The following is a 17,215-nucleotide window of genomic DNA, read 5'->3' as shown; positions in this document are numbered from 1 at the left end:
ACCAGCGCAGTCGCACGCGGCTAGCTCTGGGTCTGGCGGCGGACGATCTCGTTGATCCAGATCGGCGCGTACGGGGACGTGCAGTTGGGCGGGGTCGGGTAGTCCTTCAGGACTTCGAGGCGTTCGCCGATGCCGACCGCGCGGGCACGAAGCTCGGGGTGATGGATGCCGATGTTGGCGAGGCATTCGTTCATCGCCCACTGCAGGCGGTCCGGCGCATCCTTCATGTGCGCCTCGATCAGGTCGAGGAGTTCGGGCAGATCGAGGTCGCCGGAGTCCTTCGCCACGCGGTCGCTGGTCAGCGCCCACCCCGCGCTGGCGACGACAGGGTCGGCGTCGGCGAACCACGCGACGCGCAGTTCTTCGACGTGCGGGCTCTTCTTGACGACGTAGCTGACGAGCCAGCCGTGCACCTTGGGGACGCGTGCTTCGCGGAGCATGGCGTCCAACTCGGACGCGGAGTACGCCTTGGGGCGGCAGATCAGGATCGCAACGAGACGGGCCGCGGTGTCACCCGTCCCCCACAGCTCACCGGAGAGGTCGTGCTGGGTCTTCAGACTCTTCGCGACTGCGCGCAGCTTGGTGAGGTTGACACCGTGATCGTCGCCGTGGCGTTCGTTCACGGCGCGGATCTTCGGATCTTCCAGGGCCGCCAGTTCCGCCATCACGTCGCCGACACTGGCCTGCGGTACCGCACGAGTCGCCACAACGATCTCCTCTACTTCTCCGCCCGACATCGCGCCCAGCTTACGTCGACCGTCTTCCGTGACCTCTAAGGACGCAGCGACTGCAGGCCTGCAGTCGGCACGTGAATCCACCCCTCCCGCTCGGCGACGTCGCGGTCGCCACCTTCGGGTAGTGCCGTGCAGCCGAGGGCCGCGGCCCGCGCGATGACGGCGGCCAGCACGGCGTCGAGGGCGTCGTCCGATTCACGGCAGATCGTCTGGAATGCACCGAGTTCCATCCAATCCGCGGCAACGAGGAACGCGTCGACCAACTCTCCCAACGTCACCCGGTTCTGCACACTCTTGTACCCGCGTGACACCAGCCCCCAGGTGCGCAGCGCTGCCGCCGGATACGCCTCCACCACCCGCCCGTCGACGCGGCCGACGTCGACGCCCAGGTCGCCGAGTTCGGCGAGGATGCCGGCGCAACGCAAAGCGACGTGTGCGATGAGGTCCGCCGACACGCTGAGCGGCGCTATTCCCGTCGCGGCCTGCACCACGAGGTCGGTGCGCCGCTTGGTCAGCGGACGACGTCCCTCGCGGTTCGCGAGACCGACGGTCGCGGGAAGCCGGCCGGCGTGGTGTTCGGACACCATCCGGACGAACGCGTCGGGCCAGCCGAACGGTGCGTCGATACCGGCCCTGTCGCACGCCAGGACAGCCTCGGCGATGGCATCGTTCCCGACTCCCAGCCTGATCGACTCGACGCGGGCCACGCCGTCGGACCAGTCGACAACGGCCAGGGCCGTCTTCTTCGGCTCGGCCGCCAGGTCGACTCCCACGGTGCGCACCGGACCAGGTTAGACCGCGGCCCGGGAATCGGTGCTGACCTGGCATTACGGTTACATTCGCGTTACTGCTCGCGGCGGTTTCCGCTCCGACCTGCTGAATCTGCGGAAGTGATGCAACGCGAGGCCGGCCTGGTGGTGCCCGGGCCCGTCTACCTGCTCCTGGCGCATCGCGGTCCCGGCCGCTCGGGCAGGGTTTCGCCGTTGTCCACCGCGGGATCGCGGCGGCCCTTTAGGGTCGGAGGACACCCGCGTTCACCGGAGCAGAGAGTAGTCGCAGATGTCCAGTTTCCCGGGCCTCACCCACGTCGCGATCACCGTGTCCGACCTGGCGGCCAGCACCGCCTGGTACACAGCATTGTTCGGTTCGGCACCCGTCCTGGACGAGGACGAGGAATCGGGCACGTTCCACCACACGGTGTTCGCCCTCGACGGGGGCATGCTCTTCGGCCTGCACACCCATCCCGACAGCGGCGCCCCGGCGAGGTTCGACGAACGGCAGGTCGGGCTCGACCACATCGCATTCCAGTGTTCCCCCGACGCACTGCCCGGGTGGGTGGAGCGGCTCGACGCACTCGGAATCGAGCACGGGGGCATCAAGACGGCGCACTACGGGTCCGGAATCTCGTTCCGCGACCCCGACAACATTGCGCTGGAGTTCTTTGCGCCTCCGGCGCCCGTGAGTACTTCTTAACGTCGGGCGGTTAATAAGTACTCACGGGTGGCGGAGCCGCAGGCGGCGTCGTGCAGGGTCAGGGCCAGCGCGAGGGCGCCGTCGACGGCGGCCCGGTCGGCGGCGGGTGCGGCGCTGGCCGCAGCGAACTCGGCCTGATGGTTGACGGCGGGTGCCGAGTCGATGCCGATGTAGGGGTGGATCGCGGGAATCACCTGCGAGACGTTGCCCATGTCGGTGGAGGCCCGGTTCATCAGCGAGTCCGGGCCGGTGCGGAACACCCGGCCCAGTCCCTGCGCGTGCCGGATGTACGACGTGAGCAGCGCTTCGTCGGTGCGGAACTCCGAGTACGGTTCGCTTTCCGGGGCGATGGTCAGTTCGCAGCCGGTGGCGACGGCGCCGGCCTCGAAGCAGCGGGCGACCCGGGGTTCGATGCGGGCCAGCTCGTCCAGGGTCTCGGCGCGTACGTACCAGCGGCCTTCGGTGCGCTGGGGAATGGCGTTGGGCGCTTCTCCCCCGCGGGTCATCATCCCGTGGACGCGGGTGCTCGGCGGAAGCTGCTGCCGGAGCAGCCCGATGGCGACCTGCGCGACGGTGAACGCGTCGGCCGCGTTGACGCCGCGCTCCGGGTACGCGGCCGCGTGCGCGGCCTTACCGTCGTATCGGATGTGGCTGTGGGACACCGCGTACGGCTCGGCGCGGGCGACGTCGACGGGTCCGGGGTGGGCCATGACGGCGGCGTGGACGCCCTCGAACGCCCCGCGTTTCAGCATCTCGATCTTGCCGCCCCCGCCTTCCTCGGCGGGGGTGCCGAGCACCGACAGGGTGATGCCGAGGTCGTCGACGAGCGGCGCGAGGGCCAGCGCCGTCCCCACCGAGATGGCGGAGATGACGTTGTGCCCGCACGCGTGGCCGAGGCCGGGGAGCGCGTCGTATTCTGCGCAGACCGCGAGGTGCAGCGGCCCGGTGCCGACGTGCGCGCGGAACGCGGTGGGCAGCCCGACGTACTGCTGCTCCACCGCGAAGCCGGCGTCCGAGAGCACCCCGGCGACCCGGACGCACGAGCGTGCCTCCTCCCATGCGACCTCCGGGTGGGCGTGCAGGTCGTGTGACAGCGCCAAAATCCGGTCTTCGGCGCGCCTGGCCCCGTCGCGAATCGCGGTGTCGGCGTTCATAGGTCACCCGGCACGCCGTAGGACGGGGCGGCCGTGGGGTCGACGCCCCGCACCCGGTAGTCCCGCTTCTGCGGCTCCCACACCGTCCACAGCCGGCGCAGTTCGCCGACCGGGTCGTCGTGCCAGTCGACACGCAGATCGGTGACGGCCCACGGCACGTCCTCGACCACCTGCATTCCCGCGGAGTGCACGGGTCCGGCCTCGCCGCCCGCGGTGACCGCGGCGGTGAGACCGTCGAGCAACCGGCCCTCGAACGTCGGGGCCGTGCTCGACACGTAGCCGAACAGCAGCGACCGGATGACGCCTTCGTCGCGGAGCATGTTGCCTGCGACGGCGGCCCCGCCGCCCTGCGCGCTGCTGTGGATGCCCAGCGTCCGCGCGCCCGAGTGCACCGCGGTGCCGCCGTCCGCATCCACGACGACGATCTGCCGGTAGTCCGGGAACTTCTCTTGCGCGAGTACGGATTTCAGCGCGACTTCCGCGTTATCGCCAGACGCGAGCGCGTCCAGGCCGATCGGTCCCAGCTGCGGATTGGTGACGTTCTGGGAGGCGACGACGCCGACGCCGGACCGCACGTGCAGGCAGCGCGACGCCACGGCGGGGCTGGAGGAGCACACGACCATCCCGAACGCGCCCCCGGGATCACGGGCGACGAGTGAGAACGTCATGAGCTGATCACTGCCGTCGCGTCGATCTCGACGAGCCATTCGGGCCGGGCCAGGGCGTCGACGACGATGCCGGTGGACACCGGATGCACACCCTTAAGCCAGCGCCCGACCACCCGGTAGACGGTCTCCCGGTACCGGACGTCGACCAGGTAGATGGTGACCTTGACGACGTCCTCGAGGCAGCTGCCCGATTCCTTCAGCAGCATCGCGATGTTCGCCATCGCCTTCTCGGCCTGGGCCTCGACGTCGCCGATTCCGACGGACTCCCTCGTGTCGAGGTCCTGGCCGATCTGCCCGCGCAGGTACACGACGCCGCCGGCGACGACGGCCTGGGCGAGATCGTTGTCGAGGTTCTGTTCCGGGTATGTCTCGCGGGTGTTGAACGGGCGGATGCGGGTGTGGGTGGTCATGCGGCATCTCCGTCGACGTTGTCGGACAGTCCCGCCGCGGCCTTGACGAGGCCGAGCGGCCCGTCGAAGTCGAAGTTGCGGTACACGGCGGCGAGCTGCGCGAAGGGCGGCGACTGGGCGAAGAGCTGGAACGTCAGCCGGTGTCCGGCGTAGTCGCTGTTGAGCAGGTCGCGGGCGAACGCGAGGAGCTTGCGACGGTCGTCGGCCACCCAGTTGTCGTTGATGGAGTAGAACTTCTCCAGCCACGGCGCGACGTCCGGGTCGGCGAACGTGGCGGCGTCCGGGGTGATGCAGATCTGGCCGCCGCACAGTTCGCGGGCGATGTGCATCATCGCGGGCAGCTGGCTGAGCGCCATCACCCGGCCGGTGTAGAGCAGGGACTGGTTGGGCATGAGCAGGCCGCCGGGGCTGGGCTCGGCCAGCGAGATCGCGGCGGTGAGGTGGGCGTTGATCGTCTCCCGGTAGCAGGCGAGCTGGGCGAGCTTCTCCTGCACGGCCTGCTGCTTCTCGAGCCCGCTCTGCTTGACGTTCCACAGCGCCGATCCGATCATGAGGTCGGCGAGGTGCAGGGTGCGCTGCACGAACGGGAAGGCGCTGTAGCGGTGCAGGGTGGAGCGGATGAATGTCGCGGCCCGGGTGTGCCGGTAGAACAGCACATCTTCCCAGGGAATCTCGACGTCGTCGAACACGACGAGGGACTCGACCTCGTCGACCCGGTTGGCGAGCGGGTAGTCGGCGGCGGGTGCGCGGCCGGCGAACCCGTTGCGGGAGATGTACTTCAGCCCCGGCGCACCCATGTCGAGCACGAATCCGACGGCGTAGTCGGACAGTTCGCTGTTGCCCCAGTTCGCGATGGTCGGCTTGGTGAATGCCTGGTTGGAATACGCGGCGGCGGTCTCGTACTTGGCGCCGCGCACGACGATGCCGTTGTCGGTCTCCTTCACGACGTGCAGCAGCATGTCGGGGTCCTGATCCTGCGGGGCCTTGGACCGGTCGCCCTTGGGGTCGGTGTTCGCCGACACGTGGAACGGATCCTCTCGAATCGACCGCTCGAGATGGCGGCGGATGTTCTCCGAGAAGCGCGGGTCCACCTCGTTGAGGACGTCCTGCCCGTCGAACAGCGACCACATCTCGCCGATGGTCTCGTCGCCGACGCGGGTGACCACACCCCGGGTGTCGTCGAGCACCAGGTCGACGGCGGCGCGCTTGTCGAGCCAGTCCTGCTGGGTGCGGGGCAGCTTGTTGGCGACGGCGTTGCGTTCACCGGAGTCGGGGTCGACGTAGGTCATCGCGTCCTGCGTGGCCTCCGCGTGCGCGAGGTCGTAGATGCGGGCCCGGACGTCGACGATCGGCTTGAACATGGGATGGTCGGCGACGTCCTTGACGCGTTCCCCGTCGACCCAGACCTCACGACCGTCCCTGATGGACTCCCTGTATTCGTCACCGGTGCGGATCATTTCGTGCTCCTGGTCCTGGGCGCGGGGTGTGCGTCCGGGTAGTCGGGAAAGGTGGAAGGTTCGAATGCTGCGGGCTTGCTGTAGGTGCGGGACGCATAGACGAGCGGTTCCCCGGAGTGCGACTCCACGGCGGCGACACGCCCGATGTAGACGCGGTGGGTGCCGGCGTCGATGACCTCGTGGACGGCGCAGTCGAACGACGCGATCGCGTCGTGCACGCGGGGTGAACCGGATGCGGCCACGGTCCAGTGCCCGCAGGTGAAGTCCCACCGCTGCTTACCGGGCCACGGACGGCCCGCGAACGTGTCGGCGACGTGATCGTGCTGGGTGGCAAGCACATTGACGCAGAAGACGCCGTTCTCGGAGATCGCGTCGTTGACGGGGCTCCGTCCGTGGAGGCAGACCAGCACCAGCGCCGGGTCTGCCGACACGGAGCACATCGCGCTCACGGTCTGCGCGGCGCGCCCGCCGGGACCGTCGGTCGCGACGACGGTGACCCCGGTCGCGACGGCGCCCATGGCCGTGACGAAGTTCGCGGTCGAGTTGTCCGGCACCGGTGGGGCCACCGATGTTCGGGCCGTCGTTTCGACGGCTGAGTGAGGGTCGGCGATCGGCATGACGGGCTCCTTTCTGTGTGCGGTGAGCGAGGAGTTCGTGCCGTGGAACCAATCTTGAAGTCCACGGCGAAATCTGTACAACACAGATAAGTGGAGCACTGCATAATGAAAATCGATGCAGCGCGAACGGGTGACCCGCGGCGCCCGGACCAGCGATAATTCCTACATCAGCCGATGCGGACGGGGACGATCATGACGCCACTGCAGCGCTACATAGCCGAAGAGATCGCGATCGACCACGCCGACGGGCTGTTGACGCGCCGGGAGGCGCTGCGCAGGCTCGGACTCATCGGCCTCGGCGTGGCGGCGGCGACCTCCCTGCTCGCCGCGTGCTCGAGCGGCAGCGACGAGCAGTCGTCGACGTCGGCGCCGGTGACACCCGGTGGAGCGACACCCCCGCCACCCGGAACGGCCGACGCCGTGGGCACCGAGGCCGTGACGTTCGCAGGCCCGGACGGACGGGTCCTGCAGGGCGCCTGGGCCGAAGCGGCCACGCCTCGCGGAACGGTGCTCGTGATCCACGAGAACAAGGGCCTCACCGACCACATCCGTTCGGTGGCGGGCCGATTCGCCGGTGCCGGCTACTCGGCGCTCGCCGTCGACCTGCTGTCGGAGGAGGGCGGGACCGCGACGTTCACCGACCAGGCCCAGGCCACCGCCGCGCTGGCCACTGTGCCGCCGGAACGCTTCGTCGCCGACATGAAGTCCGGGGTCGACGAACTCGGCCGCCGGGTACCGGACAAGAAGGCGGCGGCGGTCGGGTTCTGTTTCGGCGGTGGGATGGTGTGGCAACTCCTCGCATCCGGCGAACCGCGACTGGCCGCGGCCGTCCCCTTCTACGGTCCCCTACCCGAGGGCGCGGACTTCTCCGGGTCGAAGGCCGCGGTCCTCGCCATCTACGCGGAGCTGGACGCGAGGGTGAACGCCTCCCGCGACGCCGCCGCCGCGGCACTCGCGAAGGCGGGGCTGCCGCACGAGATCGTCACCGTTCCGGGCGCCGATCACGCGTTCTTCAACGACACCGGGCCCCGGTACAACGCGACCGCGGCGGCGGAGGCCTACGAGCGCGTCCTCGCCTGGTTCGGCGAATACCTGGGGTGAGGCGGGCGCATCAGCAGCGCCGCCACGAGGAAGCAGACGGCGCCCACGAACGTGCCCAGGTCCGCGACCGTCGCGTTCTTCAACACGTCCGTGCCCGGGACGATGTACGCGCCGACCGCGGACACCCCGAACGCCACCGACCCGATCATGTTCAGCCAGGTGCTGCGCCAGTTGCGGGCGTGCGGATCCCACAGCTTGTCGGTTTCGGTGGTGGCCACCACCGCCAGACCGCTGGCGACCAGGAACGCCGTCGACCCGAAGAGGTCGGGCCGCCACCCCCACACCCGGTCCTGTTCGACGGTGAGCCCCTGGATCAGAGCGACCGCGGTACTCACGTTGAACAGGAGCGTGCCGACGAACTGGATCAGTGCGGCCCACCAGTCGTAGCGTTCCACCCGGTGCGATTCCGCCCCGGGTACCGGTCGGCCGCTGAGCGACAACTGGATGAATCCGGCGGCGGTGAAGAACAACGATCCGACGAAGTAGGTGATGTTGTCGAGTTCCGGGCCGACCGCGTCGCCGTACACCCGCGTGGCCGCGAGTCCGAACAGGACGGAGCCGATGACGAATCCCCAGGACTCCCGGCGCAGGCGCAGCACCCGGCGCGGCGAAGACGAGGTGCGGTCCTTCGACATCGTGACGTCCCCCTCACCCGTCGGCCCGGGTTCTCAGACTCTCCGAAGACCCGGGCCCGGTCAAGGCCGGGCGCGGAAATTCGGCTGCGAGTCCACGCGGGGTGTGCCAGTGTCGAACCATGACGAGCATCGGCGGAATCACGATCAGAACTGCGACCGAGCAGGACTGGCCGAAGATCGTCGTGCTCAACGAGATCTGCTTCGTGACACCGCAGACGGAGGAATTCACCGCCCACTGGAGGCAGCTCGTCAGCGGCGAACCACCGGTGATCGCGCTGGACGGGGACGAGGTCGTCGGCGCGACGATGGACATTCCCATGACCGTCACCGTTCCCGGCGGCGGCAGCGTCGCGGCGGCGGGCGTCACCGCGGTCACGGTCGCGCCCACCCATCGTCGGCGCGGCGTTCTCCGCGCGCTGTACACCGAACACCACGCACGGATCCGGGCGTCGGGCGTGCCGCTGTCGATTCTCACCGCCAGCGAGGGCGGCATCTACGGGCGGTTCGGGTACGGACCCGCGACCGTCGAGTCGACGGTGAGCATCGACCGCCGGTTCGCCGTCCCGCACCCGAAGGCGCCGGACCCCGGCGGTGTGCGGATGGTCCATCCCGCGGAGGCCCGGCCTGCATTCACGGACGTCTACCACCGCTGGCAGCAGGTGACGCCCGGTGCGCAGGTGCGGCCGGAGATCGTGTGGAACCGGATCTTCGCCGACCGCGAGAGCGAGCGCGGTGGCGGCACAGCCTTGTTCGGGCTGGTCCACGACGACGGCTACGTGCTGTACCGCCGCGCCTCCGGCGACAACGGATCATTCGCCCGGGTGGAGGAGATCCGCACGGTCACCGGCGACGCCCACGCTGCGCTGTGGCGGGCGATGCTCGGCCTCGACCTCGTACGCCGCATCGAAGCAAACCTCACCCCCGAGGATCCGCTGCCCTATCTGCTCACCGACGGCCGGCTCGTGCGCACCTCCTCGCGTCACGACGAGTTGTGGGTGCGGATCATGGACGTCCCCGCCGCGCTGGAGGCCCGCACGTTCCGCGGCGACCTCGACGTCGTGGTCCAGGTCGACGACGGGTTCCTGGACGCCGGTGGCACATTCGCCCTCACCGTCCGGGACAGCAAGGCCGTGTGTACACGGACCGACGCCGCACCGCAGGTGGTCCTCGACCTCGACGTGCTCGGCAGCCTGTACCTCGGGGCGCACCGGGCGCGGACATTGGCGGCCGCGAACCGGCTGTGGGCCGCCGATGCCGACGTCCTCGACCGGTTCGAGCACGCGTTCGGCTCCGACCGCGACGCCCAGATGGGCTGGGGGTTCTAGCCCGCCGTCCGTGCCTGTTTCGCGAACACGGCCCGCGCCCGCTCGGCGACGGCCCGGGCCCTCGCCGTACTCCGGACCCCTTTGAGCCGGGCGAGGACGACGGGGAGTCCGGGAACGTCGTCGGCGATCGGCAGTGTCGCGACCCTCCCGCCGTCGTACGTCCGGCCCTCGGCGGGCCGCTGGTTCAGGATCGAGAAGCCGTGGCCGCGGGCGACGAGCCCACGCACCGTTTCGTAGCTCGCCGACCGGTAGCGGACCATCGGGGTGACCCCCGACCCCGACAGCATGGCGAGGAAGTAGTCGCGGCTGCTCGGCAGGTCCAGCAGCACCATCGGTTCGCCCTCGAGGTCGGCGAGCGCGATCGCGTCGTGGCCGGCCAGCCGGTGGTCCGGCGGCAGCACGACGTGCGGCCTGGCGACGCCCAGCGTCTCCGTCTCCATGTCTTCGCCCAGCGCGAGGTCGTAGGTGAGGGCCAGTTCCGCGGTGCCGTTCCGCAACGCCGCCCGCACCGCCTCCGCCTGGGTCTCGACGACCTCCACCTCCAGGTCGGGGTGCTGATCGCGCAGGTCCGAGATGAGCGTCGGGAGGATGAACGGGGTGAGGGTGACGAAACAGGCCAGGCGCACCGTTCCCCGGACGTTGTCCTCGTGGCCGCGCGCCGCGTCGAGGACCTCCCCGAGATGGGCGAGGACGCTGCGGGTGTCGCGGAGCATCTCCTCCCCCGCCGCCGTGAGAACGAGTCCGCGGGACCGTTGCCGGATGAACAGCTGGGTGCCGATCTGGTGCTCGAGTTGGGAGATCGCCGACGAGACCGCCGACTGCGCGACCATCAGTTCGTCGGCGGCCTTCGTCATGCTGGAGAAGTTCGCGGCCTCGACGAAATACCTGAGCTGGGTGAACGTCACGTCAGGTCGTCGTTGCATGCGCTCTCCTCGGGATCTGAGGCCACCAGGATCGCAGGTCTCCGACCGGGGAGCCACCCACGGCACCCGCTGTGGCCGCGACGCCGTCAGCGGACGTCGGCCTTCACGAGGCCGGGGTCCGGCTCCGACCCGGGGCCGTCCTCTCGCGCGGTGCGCGGGCCGGTCGCGGACCGCACCGACGCGCCCCGCACGTAGCCGACCGCGCCGAGGAGCGCGAGCACGGCCAGCGTCCCGAGGGTGAACAGTTCGAACGTCCCCTGGCTCACGCCCCAGATCTCCGCGAAGTCGTAGTCCAGGCCGAACACCGATTCCAGCGTGCCGGGGAACACCGCCACCCAGGAACCGAGCAGCACCCAGGCGAAGCAGAGGGAGCCGAGGACGCGGAAGCCGACGTTCCCGGTAGGCACCCGGAAGGGCCGCGCGACGTCCGGGAACCGCGTGCGCAGCCGGACCGCGGACGGGATGACGATCAGGTAGCTGAGCAGGAACGTCGAGATCGAGATCGTCAGCACCACCGCGAAGATGGAACCGCCGGACCCGGTGATCTGCATCGCCGCGATCATGAAGACGGTGGCGACGACTCCGGACAGGAAGTTGACGCGCACCGGCGTTCCGAGGCGGGGATGGAATCGGCCGAAGAACCCGCCGAAGAAGGCGCCGTCGGCCGCGGCCATCGCCTGCATGCGGTCGCTGATGATCATCCACGCCGCACCCTGGGTCATCAGGATCACGGCGAAGATCACCCCGGTCACGGTCAGCATGGCGGGTGCGGCGGGTCCGTACACGCTGTACACGGTCGCGACCGCCTCGAGGAGGCCGCCGACACCGGTGATGTCGTCCGCGGGCACCACCAGGAGAATCGCGAAGATCGGCAGCAGGTAGGACGCGGCGGCGATGCCGCAGGCGCGGGCGATCGAGATCGGGACGTCGCGGGCGGGGTTCTTCATCTCACCGGCGGCACTGTTCCCGGATTCGAAACCGAGGTAGGAGAACAGCAGCAGCGGCGTCACCCCGAGGAGCCCGGTGAGGGTGGGGCTGAAGTCGCCCGCCGAGATGCCGGCGAAACCGTTCTTCGCGGCATAGATCCCGGTGGTGACGAGGAAGAACAACAGGAAGACGATCTTCAGGAACGCGCCGACCGTCGGAATCCATTTGCCACGTGCCAGGCTCACCACGGCCGCGAGCACCGTCAGCCAGATGAAGACGAGCTTGAACAGGTAGTCCGTCACCGACCCCTCCTCGAACGCGGTGACGTAGTGGTTCCAGGTCTCGGCGGCGATGAACGCCATCGACCCTCCGACCCACACCGGCTGCGTCACCCACGTCAGCAGCGACGCGAGGGCCGCGAGCGGCCGGCCGAACGCCCGCCGGACCCACACGTAGACGCCGCCCTCACCCGTGAACGTGCTGCCGATCTCGGCGAAGATCAGACCGTACGGCAGCAGGAAGAACACCGCGAGAACCAGTGCCCAGGTGAAGGTCTCCGCGCCGAACGTGGAGACCTGACCGAGAACCTCGACCGACACCACCGCCGCGACGATGAGGAAGACGATGTCGAAACGGCCGAGGGACTTCTTCAGGTGTCGTGTCTGTTCGTCCGCCAGGGCGGTCGGGGTGTTGTCGCTCATCGGTGCACCTCGTTGCTGGAGTCGATAGGAAAGTGCTTGCGCGCTAGCGCGTTTCGGCCGGCGCGGCGTCGGCCTTCGGCGGCAACATCGCAGTGATGCCGGTCACTACTCTCGTCCGCGCCCGGCAAATCTGTACAACACAAAGATCCGGGGTAGTGCATCAGTTCTGCAGATGCCAAGACTCGGGTGAATCCCTGCGGCTAGTCCGCGGTGAACTCGGCGATCGAGCACGACAGCACGGTGTCGAGGTAGCGGAGGACGCTGTTCCGCGCGGTCCACGGCTCGATGCGCCGGTTCCGCGCGATGATGTGCAGGCCGTAGGCGTCCTCGAGGCTCACCGCGGTGCGGGCGATCTCCTCGGTGGGCATCGACGGCGTGAACACGCCCTGGGACCGGCCGATCTCGAGCACCGTGCTGTACAGCGACACCTCCAGGTCGAACAGCGTCGACAGCAGCGCGGAGTGCGTCGCGTTGCGGCTCGCGTGGAGATGCAGTTCGTAGAGGACCGTGCACAGCGGATCGTCGGCGGCATCGGGGATGCCCAGCCGCACCGTGGTGCGCAGCCGCTCGACCGGATCGGCGAGATCCTGCACGGCGTCGTGCCTGCGCCGGTAGAACCGGTCGACCGCGTGCTCGTGCACCTCGACGAGCAGATCCTCGAGTGACGGGTAGTAGTAGCTGACCAGACCCGCCGACAGGCCCGCCTCCTCCGCGACGTCCTTGATGCGCAGCCCGGTCATGCCCCGCTTGGTGATCGCGGTGGTGGCCGCCGAGACCATCTCACTGCGCCGGACTCCCTGCCTCTTCGGACGTGCCATGACCACCATTATTGATGAACTTCATCAATAAACAAGTCGCGATCGGGGCGGTATTTCTCCCACCGAGCCTGGACTTTCACTACTCGATCGGCAATTATTTGAGACAGATCGCAAAGAATCGCCGTCTCGGCGACAGTGGAACGGCCGGCCAGCCGAGTGCGCAGGCCACCACAGCGAGCCCACTCTCCGTCTCCAGTCAGGAACCCACCGTGCGTGATCCGCGATACGACATCCTGTTCGAACCGGTCAAGATCGGACCGGTCACCGCCCGCAACCGGTTCTTCCAGGTCCCCCACTGCAACGGCATGGGCTACCGCGACCCCTCCGGCGAGGCCTACATGCGGCGAGTCAAGGCCGAGGGCGGCTGGGCGGTCGTCTGCACCGAGCAGGTCGAGATCCACCCCACCTCGGACATCGGCCCGTTCATCGAACTGCGCCTCTGGGACGATCAGGACCTGCCCGCCCTCACCAGGATCTCCGAGAAGATCCACGAAGGCGGTTCTCTCGCCGGCATCGAACTCGCCCACAACGGCCTGAACAGCCCCAATCTGATCAGCCGCGAAACCCCGCTCGGCCCGCAGAATCTGCCCGTCGTCTCCTGGAACTACGACCCCGTCCAGGCCAGGGAGATGACCAAGTCGGACATCGCCGACCTCCGGCACTGGCACAAGGAGGCGGTGCGCCGGTCGTTGAAGGCCGAATACGACATCGTCTACGTGTATGCCGGGCACGCGATCGGCGGCCTGCACCACTTCCTGTCCCGTCGCTACAACAACCGGACGGACGAGTACGGCGGCAGCCTCACCAACCGCGTGCGCCTGCTCCGCGAGATCCTCGAGGATTCCCGCGAGGTCGCCGACGGCAAGGCCGCGGTCGCGTGCCGCATCTCCGTCGACGAACTCCTCGGCGACGAGGGCATCACGCGCAGCGAGATCGAGGACGTGATCGGCCTGCTCGGCGAGACCCCGGACCTGTGGGACTTCGTGCTCGGCAGCTGGGAGGACGACTCCGTCACCTCGCGGTTCGGACCCGAGGCGGAGCAGGAACCGTACGTTCGGGGACTGAAGCAACTCACCACCAAACCCGTCGTCGGTGTCGGCCGTTTCACCTCGCCCGACACGATGCTGCACCAGGTCAAGAGCGGCATCCTCGACTTCATCGGGGCGGCCCGACCGTCGATCGCCGACCCGTACCTTCCCCGCAAGATCGAGGAGGGCAACCTCGAGGACATCCGCGAATGCATCGGCTGCAACATCTGCGTGTCCGGTGACTTCACGATGTCTCCGATCCGCTGCACCCAGAACCCGACGATGGGCGAGGAGTTCCGTCGCGGCTGGCACCCGGAGCGGATCAAGGTCCGGTCGAGCGAGTCGAACGTGCTCGTGGTCGGTGCGGGTCCCGCCGGCCTCGAGGCCGCGCGTGCCCTCGGGCAACGCGGTTACACCGTGAGCCTCGCCGAGGCCGGCAGGCAACTCGGTGGCCGGGTGACCCGGGAGTCGAAGCTGCCCGGACTGTCCGCCTGGATCCGGGTGGTGGACTACCGGCAGCAGCAACTCCGCACGTTGTCCAACGTCGACGTGTTCATGGAGAGCGAGATGACCGCCGACGACGTCATCGACAACGACTTCCACCACGTGGTCGTCGCCACCGGTTCGAGTTGGCGCCGCGACGGCGTCGGCCGGTGGCACACCCACGCCGTTCCCGTCGACGACCACGCCGACGTCCTCACACCGGACGACGTGATGGCGGGGCTGCGACCGGCGGGCAACAAGGTGGTGCTCTTCGACGACGACCACTACTACCTCGGGGCGGTCGTCGCCGAACTCCTGGCGAAGGAGGGATTCGACGTCACCCTGATCACTCCGGCCGCGCACGTGTCGCAGTGGACGACGAACACCATGGAAGTGGTCCGGATACGCAAGCGAATCATCAAGGCCGGGGTCCACGTTCAGGTGAACCGCGCTGTCACCGCGATCACCCCCGAAGGTGTCCGCACGGTGTGCGCGTTCACCGGCGACGAACAGTTCTTCGACGCGGACGGCGTCGTCCTGGTCACCGCCCGGCTTCCGCACGACGGACTGTTCCACGACCTGCAGTCGCGCGAATCCGAGTGGGCCGCCGCCGACCTGCGCAGCGTCCGCGGCATCGGCGACGCCTGGGCGCCGTCCACCATCGCAGCGGCCGTCTGGTCCGGGCACCGGTACGCCGAGGAACTCGACGAACCGCCCGCGCCGGGCCCCGTCGCCTTCCGCCGGGAAGTCACCGGCCTGTCGATCGAACCCGTCAGCACACTGACGATCCCCCCGTTCGCCAACGCACAGAATTGAGGAACACCGCCATGACCGCAGTACACCCGATCCCCACCGACGCCGAGAACGTCGCGGCGATGACCCCCAGCGCCTACGTCACCGCGGAGACGCTCCGGGCGGGCGATCCGCAAGAACACGAAATGGTCCACCTGAGCAGCGGCGACGAGAAGTTCACCGTCGGCTCGTGGCGCGCCGAGCCCTACCGCGAGTTCATCGAGTCCTACCCGGGCGACGAATACACCCGGGTCCTGGAGGGCTCCGTGACCTTGACGGCGGACGACGGGGTCGCCCACACCTTCGGCCCCGGCGACGCGTTCACCCTGACCAAGGGGTGGCGCGGGGAATACCGCGTCGACGAACCGCTGCTCAAGCAGTTCGCCATCTACGTTCCCTGACCATCACTTTCGAGCACGAGGATGACGATGCCTGATCCGACCACACTCGACGACTGGACAGCACTCGCCGCGGCAATCACGCCGCGCCGCGAACTGTTCGTCGACGGCGCGTTCCGTCCCGCGAAATCGGACGAGACGTTCGATTCGATCAACCCGGCGACCGGTGAACTGCTCGCCCGGGTGTCCGCCGCGGACGCCCCCGACGTCGACGCGGCGGTCCGGTCCGCGAGGGAGGCGTTCGACTCGGGCATCTGGTCGCGCAGCCCGGCGTCCCACCGCAAACGGGTCCTGCTCAGGCTCGCCGAGCTGATCCTCGAGCACCGCCACGAGCTCGCCCTGCTCGACTCCCTCGACATGGGCAAGCTCGTGGTGGAGGCGCTGACCGTCGACGTCCCCTCGGCCGCCGCACTTTTCACGTTCTACGCCGAGGCTCTCGACAAGATCGGCGGGGAGATCGCGCCCACCGATCCGGGAAGTCTCGCGCTCGTCTCCCGCGAACCGCTCGGTGTCGTCGCCGCCGTGGTGCCGTGGAACTTTCCGCTCGATCTGGCGGTGTGGAAGCTGGCGCCGGCCCTCGCAGCGGGCAACAGCGTCGTCCTCAAACCCGCCGAGCAGGCCCCGCTGTCGGTGCTGCGACTGGCCGAACTCGCGACCGAGGCGGGGCTGCCCGACGGCGTCCTGAGCGTCGTCCCGGGGCTCGGCGCCACCGCCGGGGCGGCGCTGGGCCTGCATCCCGACGTCGACGTCGTCGCCTTCACCGGCTCGACCGCCACCGGGAAACGGTTCCTCCGGTACGCGGCGGACTCGAACCTCAAGCAGGTGTGGCTCGAATGCGGAGGCAAGAGCCCCAACCTGGTGTTCGCGGACGCCGACCTCGACGAGGCGGTGGAGAACGCCGTGTTCGGCGCGTTCTACAACCAGGGGGCGGTGTGCTCGGCCAACTCCCGCTTGCTGGTCGAGGAGTCGGTGGCCGAACAGGTGACCGAGGCCCTCGTCCGCCGGGCGTCGTCGATCCGCGCCGGCAATCCGCTCGATCCCGCTTCCACACTGGGCGCGATCGTCGACGAGAACCACGCTCGCACCGTCGCGGGGTTCATCGACCGCGCCCGGTCCGACGGCCGGGTGTTGCTGGGCGGCAACAGGACCACCGTCGACGGCCGCGGATCCTTCGTCGAACCGACGATCTTCGCGGACGTCGCACCCACCGCCGAGGTGGTGACCCAGGAAGTTTTCGGACCCGTCCTCACCGTCCAGACGTTCACCGACGAGGCCGACGCGGTCCGCATGGGCAACGACAGCATCTACGGTCTGGCCGCCTCGGTGTGGACCGAGAATCTGAACCGGGCGCACCGCGTCTCCGCGGCACTGCGGGCGGGAACCGTCTCCGTCAACACCGTCGACGCCATCAGCGCGCAGACCCCGTTCGGCGGGTTCAAACAGTCCGGGTTCGGCCGCGACCTCTCCCTGCACGCGATGGACAAGTACACCGGACTGAAGACGACGTGGATCCGGCTGCGGTGACGCGCGGGCGAATGTACCCGTCGGCGCACCCGAGGCGCCCGGAGGTA

17 protein-coding genes are annotated in these 17,215 nt (G+C 68.9%); 6 read left to right on the top strand and 11 right to left on the bottom strand.

Annotated features, from left to right (window positions below; genetic code table 11):
• Positions 1-20: 20 nt before the first annotated feature.
• Both BLV94_RS38425 and BLV94_RS38420 read right to left on the bottom strand, forming a co-directional pair.
• Entirely contained in the window at positions 21-665 is a 645-nt protein-coding gene (locus BLV94_RS38425; protein WP_244163867.1) for a DNA alkylation repair protein, read from the bottom strand.
• A gap of 107 nt (positions 666-772) precedes the next feature.
• Complete coding sequence (locus tag BLV94_RS38420) at positions 773-1,516, bottom strand: DUF429 domain-containing protein (protein ID WP_072944082.1); 744 nt, start codon at positions 1,514-1,516, stop codon at positions 773-775.
• A 277-nt stretch (positions 1,517-1,793) separates the two neighbouring features.
• Between BLV94_RS38420 and BLV94_RS38415 the strand changes: the two genes are divergently transcribed.
• On the top strand, positions 1,794-2,207 hold the full coding sequence (locus tag BLV94_RS38415) for a VOC family protein (protein WP_072944081.1): 414 nt from the start codon (positions 1,794-1,796) through the stop codon (positions 2,205-2,207).
• On the opposite strand, the gene BLV94_RS38410 is transcribed toward BLV94_RS38415, so the two are convergent.
• From BLV94_RS38410 to BLV94_RS38390, 5 genes are read right to left on the bottom strand one after another with little or no spacing between them, the layout of a single operon-like run.
• Entirely contained in the window at positions 2,204-3,361 is a 1,158-nt protein-coding gene (locus BLV94_RS38410; RefSeq protein WP_072944079.1) for a M20 family metallopeptidase, read from the bottom strand. The two genes, BLV94_RS38415 and BLV94_RS38410, sit on opposite strands and share 4 nt — an antisense overlap.
• A complete protein-coding gene (locus tag BLV94_RS38405) occupies positions 3,358-4,029 on the bottom strand; it encodes a DUF1028 domain-containing protein (protein ID WP_072944078.1) in 672 nt (223 codons plus the stop codon). Before BLV94_RS38405 ends, BLV94_RS38410 begins: the two co-directional genes overlap by 4 nt.
• Positions 4,026-4,439 carry a RidA family protein gene (locus tag BLV94_RS38400; protein WP_072944076.1) on the bottom strand — a complete coding sequence of 138 codons (414 nt, stop codon included), beginning with the start codon at positions 4,437-4,439 and terminating at the stop codon, positions 4,026-4,028. The genes BLV94_RS38405 and BLV94_RS38400 overlap by 4 nt, the downstream gene beginning before the upstream one ends.
• Positions 4,436-5,896, bottom strand: coding sequence for a 4-hydroxyphenylacetate 3-hydroxylase family protein (locus tag BLV94_RS38395; protein WP_072944075.1), 1,461 nt, complete (start codon positions 5,894-5,896; stop codon positions 4,436-4,438). The genes BLV94_RS38400 and BLV94_RS38395 overlap by 4 nt, the downstream gene beginning before the upstream one ends.
• Positions 5,893-6,513: a flavin reductase family protein gene (locus BLV94_RS38390; protein WP_072944074.1), complete on the bottom strand. Its 621-nt coding sequence runs from the start codon at positions 6,511-6,513 to the stop codon at positions 5,893-5,895. Before BLV94_RS38390 ends, BLV94_RS38395 begins: the two co-directional genes overlap by 4 nt.
• Before the next feature lie 192 nt (positions 6,514-6,705).
• Between BLV94_RS38390 and BLV94_RS38385 the strand changes: the two genes are divergently transcribed.
• Positions 6,706-7,614, top strand: coding sequence for a dienelactone hydrolase family protein (locus BLV94_RS38385; protein ID WP_072944072.1), 909 nt, complete (start codon positions 6,706-6,708; stop codon positions 7,612-7,614).
• Here BLV94_RS38385 and BLV94_RS38380 read toward each other — a convergent pair.
• A complete protein-coding gene (locus tag BLV94_RS38380; protein ID WP_072944070.1) occupies positions 7,572-8,249 on the bottom strand; it encodes a hypothetical protein in 678 nt (225 codons plus the stop codon). The genes BLV94_RS38385 and BLV94_RS38380 overlap by 43 nt on opposite strands.
• Positions 8,250-8,368: 119 nt before the next feature.
• Here BLV94_RS38380 and BLV94_RS38375 point away from each other — a divergent pair, with 119 nt between their 5' ends.
• On the top strand, positions 8,369-9,574 hold the full coding sequence (locus BLV94_RS38375) for an enhanced intracellular survival protein Eis (RefSeq protein ID WP_072944068.1): 1,206 nt from the start codon (positions 8,369-8,371) through the stop codon (positions 9,572-9,574).
• Here BLV94_RS38375 and BLV94_RS38370 read toward each other — a convergent pair.
• From BLV94_RS38370 to BLV94_RS38360, 3 genes are all read right to left on the bottom strand, one after another.
• The gene (locus BLV94_RS38370; protein ID WP_072944066.1) at positions 9,571-10,497 is read right to left on the bottom strand and encodes a LysR family transcriptional regulator; all 927 of its coding nucleotides are present in this window, start codon (positions 10,495-10,497) and stop codon (positions 9,571-9,573) included. The two genes, BLV94_RS38375 and BLV94_RS38370, sit on opposite strands and share 4 nt — an antisense overlap.
• Before the next feature lie 86 nt (positions 10,498-10,583).
• Positions 10,584-12,125 (bottom strand): APC family permease, encoded by a 1,542-nt coding sequence (locus BLV94_RS38365; RefSeq protein WP_072944065.1) that lies wholly within the window; start codon positions 12,123-12,125, stop codon positions 10,584-10,586.
• A 200-nt stretch (positions 12,126-12,325) separates the two neighbouring features.
• The gene (locus BLV94_RS38360) at positions 12,326-12,943 is read right to left on the bottom strand and encodes a TetR/AcrR family transcriptional regulator (RefSeq protein WP_072944279.1); all 618 of its coding nucleotides are present in this window, start codon (positions 12,941-12,943) and stop codon (positions 12,326-12,328) included.
• Positions 12,944-13,152: 209 nt separating this feature from the next.
• Between BLV94_RS38360 and BLV94_RS38355 the strand changes: the two genes are divergently transcribed.
• From BLV94_RS38355 to BLV94_RS38345, 3 genes are read left to right on the top strand one after another with little or no spacing between them, the layout of a single operon-like run.
• Entirely contained in the window at positions 13,153-15,270 is a 2,118-nt protein-coding gene (locus BLV94_RS38355) for an oxidoreductase (protein ID WP_072944277.1), read from the top strand.
• Positions 15,271-15,281: 11 nt separating this feature from the next.
• Complete coding sequence (locus tag BLV94_RS38350; RefSeq protein WP_072944063.1) at positions 15,282-15,647, top strand: cupin domain-containing protein; 366 nt, start codon at positions 15,282-15,284, stop codon at positions 15,645-15,647.
• Positions 15,648-15,674: 27 nt separating this feature from the next.
• Complete coding sequence (locus BLV94_RS38345; protein ID WP_174705519.1) at positions 15,675-17,168, top strand: aldehyde dehydrogenase; 1,494 nt, start codon at positions 15,675-15,677, stop codon at positions 17,166-17,168.
• Positions 17,169-17,215 lie beyond the last annotated feature (47 nt).

This window comes from Rhodococcus koreensis, from assembly GCF_900105905.1.
GTDB lineage: Bacteria > Actinomycetota > Actinomycetes > Mycobacteriales > Mycobacteriaceae > Rhodococcus_F > Rhodococcus_F koreensis.
This window is presented reverse-complemented; position numbering and strand designations above follow the sequence as displayed.